The following is a 16,937-nucleotide window of genomic DNA, read 5'->3' on the forward strand; positions in this document are numbered from 1 at the left end:
GGGGCGGCCGGTCGGACCAGCCGCCCCGTCGCGGTCAATCCCCGACGCTCTGCTCAATCACCCCGAAGATCGGATGGTGGCGATCGTCCTCCATCCAGATCCGCACCGTGTCGCCCCGCTTTAGGAACGGGGTGGTCGCCGCGCCGTCCAGGATCGTCTCCACCGTCCGCTGCTCCGCCAGGCAGGCATAGCCGACACCGCCCGCCGCGATCGGCCGGCCCGGGCCGCCATCGGCGTCGCAATTGGACACGGTGCCCGACCCGATGATCGTGCCCGCGCCCAGCGCCCGCGTCTTGGCGGCGTGCGCGATCAGCGTGCCGAAGTCGAAGGTCATGTCCTCGCCCGCCGCGATCCGACCGAAGGGCCGGCCGTTCAGGTCGACCATCAGCGTCCGGTGCAGCTTGCCGGCCTGCCACCAGTCGCCAAGCGAATCGGGGGTGACGAAGACCGGGGAGAAGGCGCTGGCCGGCTTGGACTGGAAGAAGCCGAAGCCCTTGGCCAGTTCGCCGGGGATCAGCGCGCGCAGCGACACGTCGTTGGTCAACCCGACCAGCCGGATCGCCGTCAGCGCCGTGTCGCGGTCGGCGCCCTGGGGCACGTCGCCGGTGACAACCACCACTTCGCCCTCCAGGTCGCAGCCCCAGCGCTCGTCGGCGAGCGGGATCGGGTCGCGCGGGCCCAGAAAGCCGTCCGATCCGCCCTGATACATCAGGGGATCATGCCAGAAGCTGTCGGGCAGCTCCGCCCCGCGCGCCTGCCGCACCAGCGCGACATGGTTCACATAGGCCGAGCCGTCCGCCCATTGATAGGCGCGGGGCAGCGGGCTGGCGGCGTCATGCTCGTGGAACCGGCCGCGCGGGATCGCCTCATGCTCCAGGTCGGTCGCCAGGTTCGCGAGCGCGGGCGCGATGCGGTCCCAATCGTCCAGCGCGGCCTGCAGGGTGGGCACGATATGACCGGCATCGGCATACCAGGCGAGGTCGTTGGACACGACGACGAGCGTCCCGTCGCGGCGGCGACCGCTGGCATCCTTCAGACTGGCGAGCTTCATGGCTTCTCCTCTTCCCAAGCCGTCAGTCTAGGCCGGGCCGTACCGCCGGGCAACGAGGCTGCGCGCGAGTCATCGAACCGTCACCTCCGGTGAACCCGCGGTTTACGGATTTGATCTAAGGCAAGTGGCACGGGGGGTATCATGTCGAGGCATCATGCTGGCGAATGACGAACGCATCGGGCGCGCGGCCGACTGGATCGGCGAACGTCGCATGCTGGGCGTCGACCAGCCGTTGCTGGCGGCGGCGGAGATGTTTCGCCACCATGCCGCGCTGCGGATGCTGGTTGTCGTCGATGCGCAGGATCGGCCGGTCGGGGTGCTGCACGACAGCGACATGCGGGTCCTGCTGTACAGCCCGCACGGCTATGCGCTGCTCAGCAATCCTAGCTTCGGCGCGACGTTGCGATCGATGATGCGGCCCGTGGCGCTGGTCGACGCCGCCGCCACGCCGCTGGCGGCCTTTGCGGCCTTCACCGCCGCGCCGGAGGGGTGCGAGGGGCTGGTGGTGGTGCGGGATGGCCGGTACCTGGGCACGATCGGCCAGCCGACTTTGCTCCGGCTGGTGGCGGAGAGCGATGCGGCGGAAGCGCGTCGTCGCGCCGCGCGCGCGGATCGGATCGATGCCGCCAGCCGCCGCTTCCAGGCGGATGCGCGCGAACTGGCGCGGCGGCTGACCGAGGCGTCGGACCAGGTGGCGACCATGTCCGGGCGGATGGCGGAGCGCGCGGAGCATATCGGCCGCGGCATCGCCCAGGTCGCCAGCGCGTCCGACCAGGCGGCGCGGAACATGCGGCTGGTGGCGGATCGCGGCGAACTGCTCGCCGCTGCGCTGGCGACGGTCGAGGCGCGGACCGGCGACACGCATCACGCCACCTGCGCGGCGGTGCGGCTGGCGGCGCATGGCGCGGACGAGGTCGAGTCGCTGCGCCTGGCGGCCGGGGCGATCGAGGCGGCGGTCAACGAGATCGAGGAGATCGCCCGCCACACCGCAACGCTGTCGCTCAACGCCTCGATCGAGGCGGCGCGCGCCGGCGCGGCGGGGGTCGGCTTCGCGGTCGTGGCGGGCGAGGTGAAGGCGCTCGCCACCAAGACGCGGGCGGCTGCGCGCACCATCCACGACCGCGTCGCGCAGATCGGCGCGGCGGTCAGCGGCGTGCACGACGTCCAGTCCGGACTGGGCGCGGCGGTCGGCATCGTCGAGACGCTGTCCGCCGCGGTCGACGACGCGGTGCGGGCGCAGACGCTGGCCAGCCGCGACATCAGCGTGACCGTGCAGGAGGTCGGCGCCGCCACCCGCCATATCGGCGACCATGCCGTCGGCATCCGGGACGGGGCCAGCGCCGCGCGCGACGACGCCGGCTTCATGCACGGACTGGCCGATGCGCCGGTGGTCCGCGCCCGGACGCTGGAGGAGCAGCTCGGGCGGCTCGTGGACGCGTTGCAAGCCGCGTGACGCGGTGCAGCATTGACCTATGCGGTAACCTGTGGCATAGGCCCGCCATCGAGGCGTCATGCAGCGTGGACGAACCTTCCGGTTCGAGCTCCGCCTCGGTCGTTAAGCCAGGGCTTCCCTATTCACGCGGGGTGTCATTTCTCCCCCGCCACCCGTGCGTTCATCGAACGCATGGTCCGTGGCCTGTTGCAAGGTTACTCATTCTATGTCGTTTCAGACACTCGGCCTGTCCGAGCCGCTCGTCCGCGCGCTCGAAGCCAAGGGCTATACCACCCCCACGCCGATCCAGGCCCAGTCCATTCCCATCCTGCTCGAGGGCGGCGACCTGCTCGGCATCGCGCAGACCGGCACCGGCAAGACCGCGGCCTTCGTGCTTCCGTCGATCCAGCGGCTGGCGGAAAGCGCCAAGCGCGTGCTGCCGACGCACTGCCGGATGCTGGTGCTCGCGCCGACCCGCGAACTGGCCAGCCAGATCGCCGACAATGCGCGCGGCTATGGCAAATTCTCCAAGCTGTCGGTCGCGACCGTGTTCGGCGGCACCAGCCTGAACAAGAACCGCCAGGACCTGTCGCGCGGCGTCGACATCCTGGTCGCGACGCCGGGCCGGCTGATCGACCTGGTCGAGCAGGGCTTCCTGAACCTGTCGACGATCGAGATTCTGGTGCTGGACGAGGCCGACCAGATGCTCGACCTGGGCTTCATCCACGCGCTGCGCCGCATCGTGAAGATGCTGCCGCGCCGTCGCCAGACGCTGTTCTTCTCGGCGACGATGCCGCCGTCGATCCGCGAGCTGGCCGACCAGTTCCTGCACCAGCCCAAGACCGTGTCGGTGGTGCCGCAGTCGACCACCGCCGAGCGCGTCGACCAGTGCGTCACCTTCGTCAACCAGACCGAGAAGCAGGCGCTGCTGACCTTGGTCCTCCAGGACCCGACGATCGACCGCGCGCTGGTCTTCACCCGCACCAAGCATGGCGCCGACCGCGTCGTGAAGCTGCTGGCCGGCAACGGCATTGCGGCGAACGCGATCCATGGCAACAAGAGCCAGGCGCAGCGCGAGCGGGCGCTGGGCCAGTTCAAGTCGGGCGAGGTCCGCATCCTGGTCGCGACCGACATCGCCGCGCGCGGCATCGACGTGTCGGGCGTCAGCCATGTCGTCAATTTCGAGCTGCCCAACGTGCCGGAGCAATATGTCCACCGCATCGGCCGCACCGCGCGCGCCGGCGCCTCGGGCATGGCGATTGCCTTTTGCGCCGAGGATGAGCGTCCCTATCTGCGCGACATCGAGAAGCTGACGCGCCAGAAGGTGCCGGTCCAGCCGCTGCCCGACGATTTCACCAAGAAGGCGGCGGCGATCAAGAGCGCGCGCGTCGCGGCGGTCGGTGCCGATCCCGCCCCGCGCGAGGATCGTCCGCGCGGTCCCCGCCCGCTGCCCAAGCCGCGCGCGACCCATGCGCCCTCGCCGCTGGGTCAGCAGGCGCGCCATCGCGGCCGTCCGGGCCAGCGCGGTCGCGGCGGCCGGCCGGGCGGCGGTCGCCAGCAGGCGGGAGCCTGAACCTGGACCAGCAGGCGGGAGCCTGAGGAAACCAGCGGCCTCCTTCGCCCGTTGACCCGGGTGAAGGAGAGCCGCTGATGGACGTGTCCACTACCCCGATCGCCGAACGCATCGCCCGTGTCCTCGCCGGCGAGCGGCTGAGCGCCAATGCGCAGGGCCAGGAGGAATCCGCGGGTGCGCATGTCGACGCGGTCTGGCGTGACCACCTGCCCGAGGCGCTGGCGGTGCTGCGCACGCTGCGCGAGCCCGACCAGGCGATGGCCGAGGCGGGCGACGTCGCCATCTGGGAAAAGATGGTGCGCGCCGCGATCGAAGGCTCGAAACCGCGGACGGTGGTGTTGTAGGCTCGTCGGGGTGCGATGGGTCGACGATGCGCGTGTGGCGCGATTGCAGTCTGCCCGATCTTCGAGCATTTCACCGTTCCGGCGAAGGCCGCGATCCGATCCCGCGACGCTTGCCCTCCATCATGATCGTTCCGTCATCGCGACCTGGCCTCCGCCGGGGCGGCGGACAATTGCGGGGACGTCCTGATCGCCGAATCGCCCCAATGCGCGACGGGAACGGTGCGCGTCCTCCCGCGCCTCACGCCGTACCGGGCGCCTTCGCCGGCCGGGCGCCGGTCTTTGGCGTGGCGGGCGGCGGCGTGGCGAGCGCCTGCATCGCCGCTTCGCCCCGGTCGATCAGGTCGCCGACGTCGCCCGCCGGCGTGGCCGAGGGCAGGGCGGTCATCGCCTTGCCCAGTCGGGCCGGATCGACCGGCGTGCGCGTATCGGTCAGCATCGCGAAGACGGGCGCGGTCGGCAGGTTGGTGAAGGCGGCGGCATAGCGGCCGCGCAGCCGGTCGAGCGCCGCGTCGCGGCCGAGCATTGACAGGGCGATGGCATGGCACAGCACGATCGCCTGGCCGACATCCGACAGGTTGCGCGGCGCGGGCAGCAGCGGCTCGCCGGTCGCGATCAGATGCGTCCAGTCCCGCTCGCGCCAGTAAATTTCACTGGCGATGCCGCGCGCATTGGGTACGTCCTGCAAGGTCGCCATCGCGTCCGCCGGCTTGCCGAGCAGGGTCAACGCCGCCGCCTCCACCCGGTGGCGATCCGCGGTCATGCCGGCGGGATAGCGGATGGGCGCGGTTCGGCGCAGCAGCCGCACCGCCTGGTCTGGCGTCCTCGCCAGCACCCGCAACGTCGCCACCCGGATCGACAGGGGGCCGGTCTCGATGTCCTGTGCGCGCTGCTGCAACTGATAGTCGAGCAGGTCCGCGGCGCGGCCGTACAGCCCCGCATCCTGCAATCGGTTGGCGAGCACATAGGCCAACGTGTCGCCGCTGTTGCCGGCCGGGGCGAGATCGCGATAGTCCCAGAGCAGACCCGCGGACTGGTCGAGCGGCAGGCCGGAGCCGGGCGACAGCGCCGCCACCAGCATGGATTGCAGCGTGGCGAGCAGCGCGCCCGTGGTCGCGGTCGGCCCGCCATAGCGGAACAGCGCCGCGCCCGCCCGCAAGGCTTGACGCGTGTCGTTGCGCTGCTCGGCCAGATCCATCCACAGGCGCAGCGTCGCGCGTTCGGTCTCGTCGCCGCGCCAGCGAAAGGCGAGCGCCTCCAGCCGCGTCGTCGCGTCGCTCCCCTTCAGCGTCCCCGCCTTCAGCCCCGCCTGGATCAGCCCGAGTTCGGCTTGGGCGCGCTGTCCGGGGTCGCCGCTGATCGTCACGCATTCGAGCCGCAACCGCGCCTCCTGCGGATCGCCCAGCGCCATATGGATGCGGCCGCGCAGCAGATTGGCGGCGGGGTCGCCATCCGGCGCGGCCTTCAACCAGGCGAGCGCGGCGGCGTAGCCGCCCAGCGCCACCGCCGCGCCGGCGGCGGCGTCGACGACCTCCGGCGGACAAATGGATGCCTCCATTGTAGATTGCCGATCGGCCCTATGGTCCGGCGGGCGGCCGACTTTTGCATCCGGGATGAGGAAAATCGCCGCCGCCGCCGGGCACCGAGCACCGCCGCAGCGGTCGCGTTCCTATAGAGAGGGGGTATCAGTTGTTGGAGAGGCCATGTCCCTCAATGCTTACCAGCGCGCGCGCACCATTGCCGAGACGCCGCGCCACACCGAATGCCGCCTGATCCGCGAAATCACCGGCGAGATGATCGCCGCGCGCGATGCCGGGGTGACGGGCGTCGCGCTGATGCCGGTGCTGTCGCGCAATCGCGAGATGTGGGTCGTGTTCCAGACGGATTGTTCGTCGCCGGGCAACGGCTTGCCGGCGCCGGTGCGGGCCGGAATCATCTCGCTCGCCCTGTGGGTCGGGCGTTATACCAGCGATGTGGTCGCGAGTAAGGATGACATCGGCGCGCTGATCGACGTCAACCGCATGATGATCGAGGGACTGGAGGGGACGGTCCACTGATGACCGGCTCGGCCGCCGCAGGGCCGGGCGGGTATCGGAAGCCCCGCCGGGCGGGGCGGGAAACCCCGCCGCCGTTCAGCGACTGGCGGACTGGAAGGCCAGGAACTGGTCCTGCACGTCCTGGGTCATCAGATGCTGCATGACCACCCAATAGCCGGCCACCGCCTCCTCGCCCGCGCTGGTATAGGCGCGGGCCATGTTCTCGCGCAGGTCGGCAAACAGGCGATGTTCCAGCGCGCTGCCGTCGGCGGTCAGGAACAGGTGGCGCTGGCGACGATCCTGCACTCCGGCGCGGCGCTCGATCAGGTTCTGCGCCAGCAGCTGCTTCAGTACCCGCCCGATCGACTGTTTGGTGATCGCCAGCACCGCCAGCAGCTCGCCCACCGTCATGCCGGGGCGGCGCGACAGGCAGTAGAGCACGCGGTGGTGCGCCCGGCCCAGGCCCATCCGCTCCAGCTCCTCGTCCGCCCGTTGCAGGTGCGATCGATGCGCGAAGAACAACAGGTCCATGCCGCCGCGCACCGCATGGTCGCGCAGGAACTGCTTGGCTGGCGGGAGTATAACATCCGTCATGATCGCTGCATGGACAGGAATCGCACCGTCTGCAACGCTTTGCTTATCGTCGTCAGCATATTGTTGCGGCAACGCGCGCCGCCCGGCGAGACGGGCCTTATAGTCCCTCCTCCAGGAAATCGTCGGCGACCGCGCGCGAAGGCCACCCGCAGGGCGTCGGACAGGCTGCGCACCTCCAGCTTGGTCATCATGTTGGCGCGATGCACCTTGATGGTGCGCGGGCTGACCCCCAGTCGATGCGCGATCGCCTTGTTCGATCAACCGCAGACCAGGCCGCGGAACACGTCCATGTCGCGCGCGGACAGGCGGGAGATCCGCGACCGGCGGTTCGCAAGATCGACATCACGAGCTTCAGCCAGCCGATCAAGCCCTTGCCTGCGGCTGCCGTCTTGGCCCTGACGCCGACGGGCAACGACGACGACTGGCAGGAATTCTGATCGTGCCGCCGTCCGTCACGCTGACGCCGGGAGGGCGGCGCGAGCGGACGGCGGACCGATCAGCGGTCGTCGCGGCGGGCGGTGGCAGCACCGCCCGCCGCGACGCATCAGGGATAGGCGGGCGTCCACATGGCAGAGGCCAGCGCGTCCTCCCAGCCGGGCTGGGCGGGCGGGGCGACGCCATCCGCGCGGGCCTGTTCGGCCACCGCCTTGGCGACCTGCAAGGCGACGTCGCGCAGCGCGGCGATCGGCGGCAGCAGTCCGTCGCCAGGGCCGGCCAGTCCGCCCAGCGTGCGGGCGGCGGCCATGAACATGGTCTCGGTCACGCGGGTCGCCCCGGCCGCCAGCGCGCCCAGGCCGACGCCGGGAAAGATATAGACGTTGTTCACCTGCGCCAGCGCCTGGGGCGTGCCGGACAGGTGCGGATAGGGACTGCCGGTGCCGACGATCGCATGGCCGTCGGTCCAGGCGAGCAGATCGGCCGGATTGGCTTCGGATCGCGACGTCGGGTTCGACAGGGGGAAGATCACCGGATGGCGCGTCCCCGCCGCCATGCGCCGGACGATCGCCTCCGAAAAGGCGCCCGGCTGGCCGGACACGCCGATCAGCACGCCCGGCGCGACCCGCTCGACCGTCTCCGCCAGGCTGATCGATCCGGGCGGCGACCAGCCGTCCAGTTCGGCCGGATCGCGCGCCAGCGCCGCCTGTCCGTCGCTGAGGTCCGCCATGCCGCGCACCACCAGCCCGTTGCGGTCGATCGCCCAGATCCGCTGACGCGCCTCCGCCTCGGTCAAGCCGTCGGCGACCAACAGCCGCACCAGCATCCCGGCGATGCCGCAGCCGGCCGCGCCCGCGCCGTACAGCACGACGCGCTGGTCGGTGAGCGGCCGGCCGGTGCGCCGCACCGCCGACAGCAGCGTGCCGACCGCGGTGGCGGCGGTGCCCTGGATATCGTCGTTGAAGGTCAACAGCCGGTCGCGATACCGGTCGAGCAGGCGATAGGCGTTGGTGCCGGCGAAATCCTCCCATTGCAGCAGGACATTGGGCCAGCGCGCCTGGACCGCCGCGACGAACTGCTCGACGAAATCGTCATAATCGGCGCCGCGCACGCGCGCGTGCCGCCAGCCGACATAAAGCGGATCGTCGCGCCGCGCTTCGTTGTCGGTGCCGACATCGAGCAGGATCGGCAGCACCTCGGCCGGGTGAATGCCGGCGCAGGCGGTGTACAGCGCCAGCTTGCCGATCGGGATGCCCATGCCGCCCGCGCCCTGGTCGCCCAGGCCCAGGATACGCTCGCCGTCCGACACCACGATCACCTTGACCCGGTCGAGCGCAGGGTCGGCGAGGATCTGGTCGATATGGTCGCGATTGGGCCAGGATAGGAACAGGCCCCGGGACTTGCGCCAGATCTCGCTGAACCGCTCGCACCCCTCGCCGACCGTCGGCGTGTAGACCAGGGGCAGGAAGCGCGGCAGGTCGCTCGCCACCAGCGCGTGGAAGAGCACTTCGTTGCTGTCCTGCAATTCGCGCAGGAAGGCATAGCGGGCGAACGCGTCCGGCAACCGGTCGAGCGCCCGCATGCGTCGCTCGATCTGGCTGGCCAGCGTGCCGACATGCGGCGGCAACAAGCCGTGCAGGCCGAAGGCGTCGCGCTCCGCCTGGGTGAAGGCGGTGCCCTTGTTCGTCAGCGGATCGGCAAGGAGCGCGCGGGCGGCGATGTGCGAACTGGCGATGGGATCGTCTCCGTCAAAAGCGCAGGCTGATCCAGCCTGCCAGGAAATCCGAGCTCTTGTATCCGGCATTGGTCAGCGCCGGGCCCGCCATCAGATGCTCGTAGCGGCCGGTCAGGCTGACCCGCGGGGACACGGTGTAGACCGCCTGCAAGCGCGCGGTGTCGGCGATCTTGCGCCCGGCGACCAGCTGCGTACCGGCGAAGGCAGTGCCATTGGCGCGGTAGACCGCATCGGTCACCGTGTCGCGCCAGCTCAGCTGATATTCGGCCGACACGCGCAGCTTGGCCAGGGGATTGAAGGTGAAGGTAGGCGCGAAGGCGATCAGATTGGTTGGCGTCGCGTAGAGCTGGTAGCTGTAGTAGATATTGTTGCCGAACGGCGCGAGCGCGTTGCGCAGCTTGCCGGTGCCATAGGCGCCGCCGCCGCTCGCATAGTCGAAATGGAAGCCGACGCGCGGCGCGCTCTTGCTCTTGCCGATGCGGTAGTTCTGGGCGAGCAGCACCAGCCAGGCGTCGATCGAGCGGCCGTTATAGTTGCCGCCCTGGTAATTGACCGTCCAGTCGAGATTGACCGGGCCGATATCCCCCAGCGTGTGCAGGCCGTAGAAGAAGCGCTCCTCACGCGCGGTGCGCGGGCCCCAGGTGGCATTGTCGTTGCGCAGCCGCCAGAAGAAGGGGTCGAGATAGAGCTTCGACCCGCCGAACAGCGTCTTGGGCAGGACGATCCCGCCCGAGATGCCGGAGAAGCGGCGGCCGCGCTCGCTGATGTCGTCGCCGGTGCCGCCGACGCCCAGCCGCGTGGTGCGGAAATCGAACAGGTCGACGCGCACCGACTTGGCCCGTGCCCAGGCGCGGGTGCCGTTATAGACGAAGAAGATCGTGTTGTTGTCGCGCGGCACCACCAGCAGGTTGGGGCCGTCGGCGAAGGTCTGGCGGCCATAACGGATGCCGACATCGGCTTGGGCGACCGTGCCGGTCACGTCGACGAACGACTGTTGCACGACCAGGTCGTTGCGCATCTGCGGCGTGATCGTGCCCAGGTTGCGCCCGGCGAGGCCGCCATGCGCCAGTTCGCCGAACAGGCGGACATGCTGGCCCAGGTGCAGGTCGGCGCCGCCGACGATGCGCGTGATGTCCTGGCGCTGCGCCTCCGCGTCGCGCAGGTTCGGGTTGGTCGTCTCGTTGACCCGGAAGCGAAGCTCGCCCGACAGCGTCAGATAGATGTTGCCGTTCGCATCGAAGGGGATGAACTTCAGCCGGTCGAGCGGATCGTCGCGCTTGGCGGGGTCGCGATAACGGGTCCAGTCCTCGACCCAGCGCGATTGATTGTAGCCGCCCGCGGTCACCCCGTCGCCCACCGCCTCGATCGGATAGGCCTCCTGGACCGGCGAGGCGATGGTCTGATTGCCGCCTTCCTTGGGACCCAGCGCCTGCGGCGCGGGGGCGGGGGCGGTGGAGGCGGTCGGGGTGGGGGGGGCGGATTCCGCCAGCGCCGGCACGGCGGCGATCAGGGCGAGCGGGGCGGTGGCGAGGGCGAGGCGCGTTGCGATCGGCATTGGGGCTTCTTTCACTGGCTGTCGGTGGCGGCGCACGCGCCGCCCATGAATGTCACATGCCCGCATCACTCGGCGGGGATGGCACCGACCCCCATCTGATCCACGCGCAGGCTCTCTCCCTTCATAGCGCGATCGAGCTGCGCATGGTCAAGCACGCCCTCCCACCGCGACACGACGATCGTCGCGACGGCATTGCCGATGAAGTTGGTCAGGCTGCGGCACTCGCTCATGAACCGGTCGACGCCTAGGATCAGCGCCATGCCGGCGACTGGCACGGTCGGCACGATCGACAGCGTCGCCGCCAGGGTGATGAAGCCCGCGCCGGTCACGCCCGCCGCGCCCTTGGACGACAGCATGGCCACCGACAGCAGCAGGAGCTGCTGGCCGAGCGTCAGGTCGACATTGCAGGCCTGGGCGATGAACAGCGCCGCCAGCGTCATGTAGATGTTGGTGCCGTCCAGGTTGAAGGAATAGCCGGTTGGCACCACCAGCCCGACCACCGACTTCGGGCAGCCGGCGCGCTCCATCTTCTCGATCAGGGCGGGCAGCGCGCTTTCCGACGAGGAGGTGCCCAGCACCAGCAGCAGCTCGGTCTTGAGATAGGAGATCAGGCGGAAGATCGAGAAGCCGCACAGCCGCGCGACCACGCCCAGCACCACCACGACGAACAGCAGCGCGGTCAGGTAGAAGGTGCCGACCAGCATCGCCAGGTTGGCGAGCGTGCCGACGCCGTACTTGCCGATGGTGAAGGCCATCGCGCCGAACGCGCCGATCGGGGCGGCCTTCATGACGATGGCGACGACCTTGAACACGGCGGTCGACAGTTCCTCCAGCGCGGCGGTGATGCGCTCGCCGCGCTCGCCGATCATCGCCAGGCCGATGCCGAACAGGATCGCGACGAACAGCACCTGCAGGATGTTGCCCTCGGTCAGCGCCGACAGGAAGGTGTCGGGGATGATGCCGGTCAGGAAGCCGGTGATCGTCGTCTCATGCGCCTTTTCGGCGAATTCGGTCACCTTGCTGGTGTCGAGCGAGGCGGGATCGATGTTCAGACCCGCCCCCGGCTGCACCACATTGGCGACGACCAAACCGACGATCAGCGCCAGCGTCGAGAAGAACAGGAAATAGATGAAGGCCTTGCCCGCGACCCGGCCGACCGAGGCGAGGTCGCGCATGCCGGCGATGCCGGTGACGATGGTCAGGAAGATGACCGGCGCGATGATCATCTTGACCAGCTTGATGAAGGCATCGCCGACCGGCTTCAGCGCGGCGCCGGTGGTCGGGTAGAAATGGCCGAGCAGCACGCCCGCGGTGATCGCGATCAGCACCTGGACATAGAGATGCGCGTACCAGGGCTTGGCGGCCGGTGGCAGGGCGGGTTGGGCAGCGAAGTGCATGGGCGAGCCTTTCATCCTCTCGAACGCGCCGCCGTATTCGGCTTGGGCGGTGGTGTGGGGGGACAGCATCTCCGTTCCGGGACACGGATGCAATGTGGAGCAGGAATCGCGGAAATCCGCCACTTCCTGCCCGGGCGGGCGATGATCTGGGTGAAATCCCGCACAGGACGGGGCAAAGGTTGAGCGAGCTTTCGCCACGGGGCGCGACGCTCCTCCGCCGGCGGGGAAGGGGGCGCGGTCTCCACGCCGGGGATCGCGCGCACCTCATGAGCGGTGACGCCTTCCGTCCAGCCGGTGGCCTGCCCCTGCCCCCGCAAGGGTGGGCTCAGACGCCGCTACTCCACCCGGCGGAAGGCATCGAGCGACAGCCCGTGGCGCGCGACCTTGTCGTAGAAGGTCTTGCGTGGGATGCCGAGCCGCTCCAGCGCCGAGCGCACGTCGCCCTGCACCTCCTCCAGCACGCCCCGGATCACGTCGCCCTCGAACCGCTCGACCCGCAACGGCAACGGCTCCAGCTCCGGCGCGGTGACGCCCTGGTCGGCCAGGCCCAGCGCGACGCGTTGCGCATAGTTGCGCAGCTCGCGGACATTGCCGGGCCAGTCGTGCGTGTCGAGCCGGGCGCTGACGGCGGCGTCGATCGTCGGCACCGGCCGGCCGAACCGATCCGCCGCTTCGCGCAGGAAGGCCGCGAACAGCAGCGGCACGTCGCCGCGGCGTTCGCGCAAGGGAGGCACGCGCAGCCGCACCGCATCGAGGCGATAGAGCAGGTCGGCGCGGAACCGGCCGGCCGCCACCGCTTCGGTCAGGTCGGTCTTGGCGGCGGCGACGATGCGCAGGTCGACGACCCGCGGCCCCTCGCCGCCGCCGCGCACCTCGCGCTCCTCGACGACGCGAAGCAGCCTGCCCTGCAACGCGGGCGACATGCTGTCGATCTCGTCCAGGAACAGGGTGCCGCGATCGGCGGCGACGATCCGCCCTTCCGCCCCGCGCCGGCCGGCAACCGCGCCCAAACCGAACAATTCCTCTTCCGCCACCGCATCGGGCAGCGCGGCGCAGTCGATCGCGACGAAGGGCCGCGCCCGTCGCGCGCTGGCGCGGTGGAGCAGGCGCGCCACCAGTTCCTTGCCGGTGCCGGTCTCGCCCTCGACCAGCACATCCACCTCGGCGGGCGCGACCTGGCGAATGGTGGCGCGCAGCCGATCGATCGCGGGCGACTGGCCGATCAGCGGCGAGGCATGGTCGGCATCCTCGGCCAGTCGCCGCAGCCGGCGATTCTCCAGCACCAGCCGGCGCAACTCCAGCGCGCGATGGGCACTGGCGACCAGCCGTTCGGGCGCGAAGGGCTTGGCGATGAAGTCGAACGCCCCCTCCTTCAGCATCGCCACGGCCATCGCCACATCGCCGTGCCCGGTCATCAGCAGCACCGGAATCTCGCTGTCGATCGCGGCGGTGCGCTGGAACAGCTCGGTGCCGGTCATGCCGGGCATCCGGACGTCGGTGACGAGGATGCCGGGAAAGTCCGCACTCAGCCGCGCCAGCGCGCTGTGCGGATCGGGATGCGCCTCCACCTCCAGCCCCGCCAGTTCGAACGTCTGGACCAGCGCGGTGCGCAACGCGTCGTCGTCATCAACCAGCAGGATCTGAAGCTCGCTCATGCGGCGCTACTATCGCAAGCCCGGGGCAATATCACGCGAAAGGCCGCCCCGCCCAGCGGCGAAGGGACGAGGTCGAGCGTGCCGCCGAACTCCACCACGATGTCGCGCGCGATGCCCAGGCCCAGGCCCAGGCCGTCGGGCCGACCGGTGACGAAGGGGGTGAAAATCTCGCATTCGCGATCTGCTGCGATGCCGGGGCCGTTGTCGGCGACGGTCAGCCCGACGGTGTCCGGCCCGGCGGACACGATCAGCGCGACGCGCGGGGCCGCATGGCCGGCGAGCGCGTCGACCGCGTTGGTCAGGAGGTTGACCAGCACCTGTTCCAGCCGCACCCGGCCCGCCACCACCATCGGCAGGTCGTCCGGGTCCGGCAGGTCGAGCGCGATCCCGGCGGCGCGCAGCCGGTCGCCGACCAGCAGCATCGTGCCCTCGATCACCTCGGCCAGCGGGATCGGCCCCAGGCTGCGGCTGCCGCGCCGGGCGAAGCGGCGCATCTCGCTGACGATGCTGCCGATCCGCTCGGTCAGCGCGGCGATGGTGGCCAGGTTCTCGGCGGTCCGCTCCGGCCGGGCGCGGTCCAGGAACAGGCGGCCATTCTCCGCCAGCGTGCGGATCGTCGCGACCGGCTGGTTGATCTCATGCGCGATGCCGGCGGTGATCTGGCCGAGTGAACCGAGCCGGTTGGCCTGAGCCAGTTCCTCGCGCGCGGCGCGGAACCGCTGGTCGGCGGCCATCCGCTCGGCGATCTCGATGCGCAGCCGGTCGTTGGCGAGGCGCAGGTCGACGGTGCGCTCGGCGATCTCAGCCTCCAACGCCTCGCGCCGCGCCGCCGTCCGCTCGCCCCGGCTGGTGCGCCATAGCCAGGCGCCCGCCAGCCCTGCCGCGATCAGCGCGAAGGACAGCGTCGCGGTATGCGACCAGGCGTCCGCCGAGCGCAGCGCGGGCGCGAGCGGCTCGACATGCAGCAGGCGCCAGCCGGGCAAGGGGGCGGGCAGGGTCGCGCTCGCCATCGCCGTGCGCAGCGCCGTGCCCTCGCGCAGGCGCGACAGCGGCAGCGGCTGGTCGGCGAACTGCCGGTCCGCGCGGATCACCTGCCGCTCCGCGGGGGTCAGCGGCCGCATGGTGGTGAAACGGTCGGCCGGGTCGCTCGCCACCACCGAGACGCCGGTCGCATCGGTCAACACCGTGCTGCCGGCATCGCCGCGCCAGGCGCGCGCCAGCCCGTCGAATTCCATCTTCACCACGATCACGCCATCGGGACGGGCGGGCGATCCGATCCGGCGCGCCAGGAACAGGCCGGGCCGGTGGCTGGTGGTGCCGATCGCGAAATATTCCGCCGCGCCGTCGCGCCGGGCCTTCAGGAAATAGGGACGGAAATCGTAGCGCTGTCCCGCGAAGCTGTCCGGCTCGGCGGCATTGGAGGCGGCCACCGCCAGGCCGTTGCGATCGATCAGGTAGATGACCGGCGCGCCGGTCCGCTCAGCGAGCAGCTTCAGCTTGCCGTCGAGCCGTGTCGCCGCCGCGCCGCCCCCCGAGGTGAGTGCCGGGCGCAGCTCGGCGAACTCGCGCAGCACGATCGGCAGCAGGCGGAATTTGCGCAATTCGCTGTCCAGCAGCCGCAGTTGCTGGCGTGCGGTGCGCTCCACCTCGACCGCCAGCGTCGCCCGCGCTTGATCGCGGGCGTAGCGGCCGGCGATCAGCGCGAAGACGATCGTCGCCGCCACGACCAGCAGCACCGCAACGATCGCGCGGCGCGCGGCGGGGCTGGCGAACGGGCTGGCGGGGGCAGACACCCCAGCGGAGTGCCGCAAGGCCGGGTGGCTTGGCAAGCGAATCCCCCATGGGCCGCCCGGGCCTGTCGTCGGCGGCTCGACCGCCATGGCTGGAGGCGCCGACCCCGTATGCGAACGGGGCGGGGGATTGCTCCCCCGCCCCGACGGCGCAACTGGTCGCCCTGTCGGCCGTTCAGGCCGCGATGGTCGCCCGGCGGCTGCGACGGCGCAGGCCGATCCCCATCAGGCCGAAGCCGCTCAGCATCATCACCCAGCTCGACGGCTCAGGCACCACGCTGGCGAGATAGCTGTTGATGAAGCCGGTATAGGGCTTCACCCAGGTGTCGCCCATGATCTCGCCGACCGAGGAGTTGGTGCAGCGGCCCTGGGCACTGGCATAGGGGTCGATGCTGTCCGCCCCGCCGCAGCCGCCGCCGAACACCGCGCCGGTCGCGCCGAACGAGGTGATGCCGACGATCTTGCCGTCGATGAAGATCGGACCGCCCGAATCACCCGGCGACGAACCGCTCTCGTTGGCGACACCGGTCTGCCGCTTGCCCATGCCGCGCCCGAACACGTCGTGCGTGGCGGTGCCGTCGTCGAAGTCGGACAGCAGGACGTTGTGACTGACGTCGGTGAAGATGTCGTCGCCATAATATTCGTAGAGGTTGTTGCCTTCGCGCTGCTTATAGTCATTGGCGACGCCGCCCGTGCCCGTCCCGGCGGGGCCTCCGACAGTGCCCGTGCCGACCCGCGTATAGGCCTGCAGCGGATCGCCTTCGTATATGCCGTAGACATCATGGCCGGTCGCCTCGCGCGACAGCGCGAACATCGCGATATCGTTCCCTGCGCCGATGTTGTCGGAGTCGTAGCCCTCGTGCACCTTCCACGAGCCGGCGACCGCCGTGAAGGTGTTGTCGACGGTCCGTTCCCCGCGCGAAGGGAGATAGAAGGTGACCGAGGTCACCTTGTCGAGCTTGCCGTTGACCGTTTCGTCGGCCAGGCAGTGACCTGCGGTCAGCACCGCACCGCTCGACACCAGCGCGCCGGTGCACAGCGAGCCGAAGCCGGTCGTAGCGGTCGACTCATAGCTGACGAACAGCGAGCCGACGCCGGTATAGGAGCCGCCAGTCAGTCCCTTGGCGACTTGGTCGACCGTGGTGTAGGTCATCACCGGCACGGCCTGGCCGGCCAGGGAAATGGCGGCCTGCGCGGGCATCGCGCCAGCCACCAGCGCCAGCGTCGCCGCAGCGAGCATCGTCCACGTCTTCGTCATCATTCCCCCTTGTCCTGGTCAGCATGTCCCATGGGCCTGCCGCGATCTCGCGTGCGTCCCGGAAGCAAATCTGTCCGGATGGAAG

15 protein-coding genes are annotated in these 16,937 nt (G+C 70.2%); 5 read left to right on the forward strand and 10 right to left on the reverse strand.

Annotation, left to right across the window (positions count from 1 at the left end):
• Nucleotides 1–34: 34 nt before the first annotated feature.
• Nucleotides 35–1,051 carry a fumarylacetoacetate hydrolase family protein gene (locus GGQ96_RS07725; protein WP_184113298.1) on the reverse strand — a complete coding sequence of 339 codons (1,017 nt, stop codon included), beginning with the start codon at nucleotides 1,049–1,051 and terminating at the stop codon, nucleotides 35–37.
• Between the two features lie 154 nt (nucleotides 1,052–1,205).
• Between GGQ96_RS07725 and GGQ96_RS07730 the strand changes: the two genes are divergently transcribed.
• The 3 genes from GGQ96_RS07730 (at nucleotide 1,206) to GGQ96_RS07740 (ending at nucleotide 4,400) form a co-directional block, all read left to right on the forward strand.
• Nucleotides 1,206–2,504: a methyl-accepting chemotaxis protein gene (locus tag GGQ96_RS07730; RefSeq protein WP_184113300.1), complete on the forward strand. Its 1,299-nt coding sequence runs from the start codon at nucleotides 1,206–1,208 to the stop codon at nucleotides 2,502–2,504.
• Between the two features lie 205 nt (nucleotides 2,505–2,709).
• Complete coding sequence (locus GGQ96_RS07735) at nucleotides 2,710–4,056, forward strand: DEAD/DEAH box helicase (RefSeq protein ID WP_184113302.1); 1,347 nt, start codon at nucleotides 2,710–2,712, stop codon at nucleotides 4,054–4,056.
• Between the two features lie 77 nt (nucleotides 4,057–4,133).
• Nucleotides 4,134–4,400: a hypothetical protein gene (locus GGQ96_RS07740; RefSeq protein WP_184113304.1), complete on the forward strand. Its 267-nt coding sequence runs from the start codon at nucleotides 4,134–4,136 to the stop codon at nucleotides 4,398–4,400.
• Between the two features lie 238 nt (nucleotides 4,401–4,638).
• Here the strand turns inward: GGQ96_RS07740 and GGQ96_RS07745 are convergent, their stop codons facing one another.
• Nucleotides 4,639–5,955 carry a hypothetical protein gene (locus tag GGQ96_RS07745; RefSeq protein WP_184113305.1) on the reverse strand — a complete coding sequence of 439 codons (1,317 nt, stop codon included), beginning with the start codon at nucleotides 5,953–5,955 and terminating at the stop codon, nucleotides 4,639–4,641.
• Between the two features lie 145 nt (nucleotides 5,956–6,100).
• Between GGQ96_RS07745 and GGQ96_RS07750 the strand changes: the two genes are divergently transcribed.
• Nucleotides 6,101–6,454 (forward strand): flagellar biosynthesis regulator FlaF, encoded by a 354-nt coding sequence (locus GGQ96_RS07750; RefSeq protein WP_184113307.1) that lies wholly within the window; start codon nucleotides 6,101–6,103, stop codon nucleotides 6,452–6,454.
• 75 nt (nucleotides 6,455–6,529) lie between these two features.
• Here GGQ96_RS07750 and GGQ96_RS07755 read toward each other — a convergent pair whose 3' ends face one another.
• Together GGQ96_RS07755 and GGQ96_RS07760 are read right to left on the reverse strand one after the other, a co-directional pair.
• Nucleotides 6,530–7,027, reverse strand: coding sequence for a MarR family winged helix-turn-helix transcriptional regulator (locus tag GGQ96_RS07755; protein WP_184113309.1), 498 nt, complete (start codon nucleotides 7,025–7,027; stop codon nucleotides 6,530–6,532).
• The gene (locus GGQ96_RS07760; protein ID WP_246360327.1) at nucleotides 7,024–7,218 is read right to left on the reverse strand and encodes a hypothetical protein; all 195 of its coding nucleotides are present in this window, start codon (nucleotides 7,216–7,218) and stop codon (nucleotides 7,024–7,026) included. The genes GGQ96_RS07755 and GGQ96_RS07760 overlap by 4 nt, the downstream gene beginning before the upstream one ends.
• A 45-nt stretch (nucleotides 7,219–7,263) precedes the next feature.
• Here GGQ96_RS07760 and GGQ96_RS07765 point away from each other — a divergent pair, with 45 nt between their 5' ends.
• The gene (locus GGQ96_RS07765) at nucleotides 7,264–7,464 is read left to right on the forward strand and encodes a hypothetical protein (protein ID WP_184114248.1); all 201 of its coding nucleotides are present in this window, start codon (nucleotides 7,264–7,266) and stop codon (nucleotides 7,462–7,464) included.
• Nucleotides 7,465–7,571: 107 nt separating this feature from the next.
• Here GGQ96_RS07765 and GGQ96_RS07770 read toward each other — a convergent pair whose 3' ends face one another.
• From GGQ96_RS07770 to GGQ96_RS21375, 6 genes are all read right to left on the reverse strand, one after another.
• A complete protein-coding gene (locus GGQ96_RS07770) occupies nucleotides 7,572–9,266 on the reverse strand; it encodes an NAD-dependent malic enzyme (protein WP_184113311.1) in 1,695 nt (564 codons plus the stop codon).
• Nucleotides 9,211–10,752 carry an alginate export family protein gene (locus GGQ96_RS07775; RefSeq protein WP_184113313.1) on the reverse strand — a complete coding sequence of 514 codons (1,542 nt, stop codon included), beginning with the start codon at nucleotides 10,750–10,752 and terminating at the stop codon, nucleotides 9,211–9,213. The genes GGQ96_RS07770 and GGQ96_RS07775 overlap by 56 nt, the downstream gene beginning before the upstream one ends.
• 65 nt (nucleotides 10,753–10,817) lie before the next feature.
• Nucleotides 10,818–12,149, reverse strand: coding sequence for a dicarboxylate/amino acid:cation symporter (locus GGQ96_RS07780; RefSeq protein ID WP_184114146.1), 1,332 nt, complete (start codon nucleotides 12,147–12,149; stop codon nucleotides 10,818–10,820).
• A gap of 335 nt (nucleotides 12,150–12,484) precedes the next feature.
• Nucleotides 12,485–13,804, reverse strand: a complete 1,320-nt coding sequence (locus GGQ96_RS07785; RefSeq protein WP_184113315.1) for a sigma-54-dependent transcriptional regulator — start codon at nucleotides 13,802–13,804, stop codon at nucleotides 12,485–12,487.
• The gene (locus tag GGQ96_RS07790) at nucleotides 13,801–15,633 is read right to left on the reverse strand and encodes a sensor histidine kinase (protein WP_246360328.1); all 1,833 of its coding nucleotides are present in this window, start codon (nucleotides 15,631–15,633) and stop codon (nucleotides 13,801–13,803) included. Before GGQ96_RS07790 ends, GGQ96_RS07785 begins: the two co-directional genes overlap by 4 nt.
• A 136-nt stretch (nucleotides 15,634–15,769) precedes the next feature.
• Nucleotides 15,770–16,852, reverse strand: coding sequence for a trypsin-like serine protease (locus GGQ96_RS21375; RefSeq protein ID WP_184113318.1), 1,083 nt, complete (start codon nucleotides 16,850–16,852; stop codon nucleotides 15,770–15,772).
• Nucleotides 16,853–16,937 lie beyond the last annotated feature (85 nt).

The organism is Sphingomonas abaci, assembly GCF_014199625.1.
Lineage (GTDB): Bacteria > Pseudomonadota > Alphaproteobacteria > Sphingomonadales > Sphingomonadaceae > Sphingomonas > Sphingomonas abaci.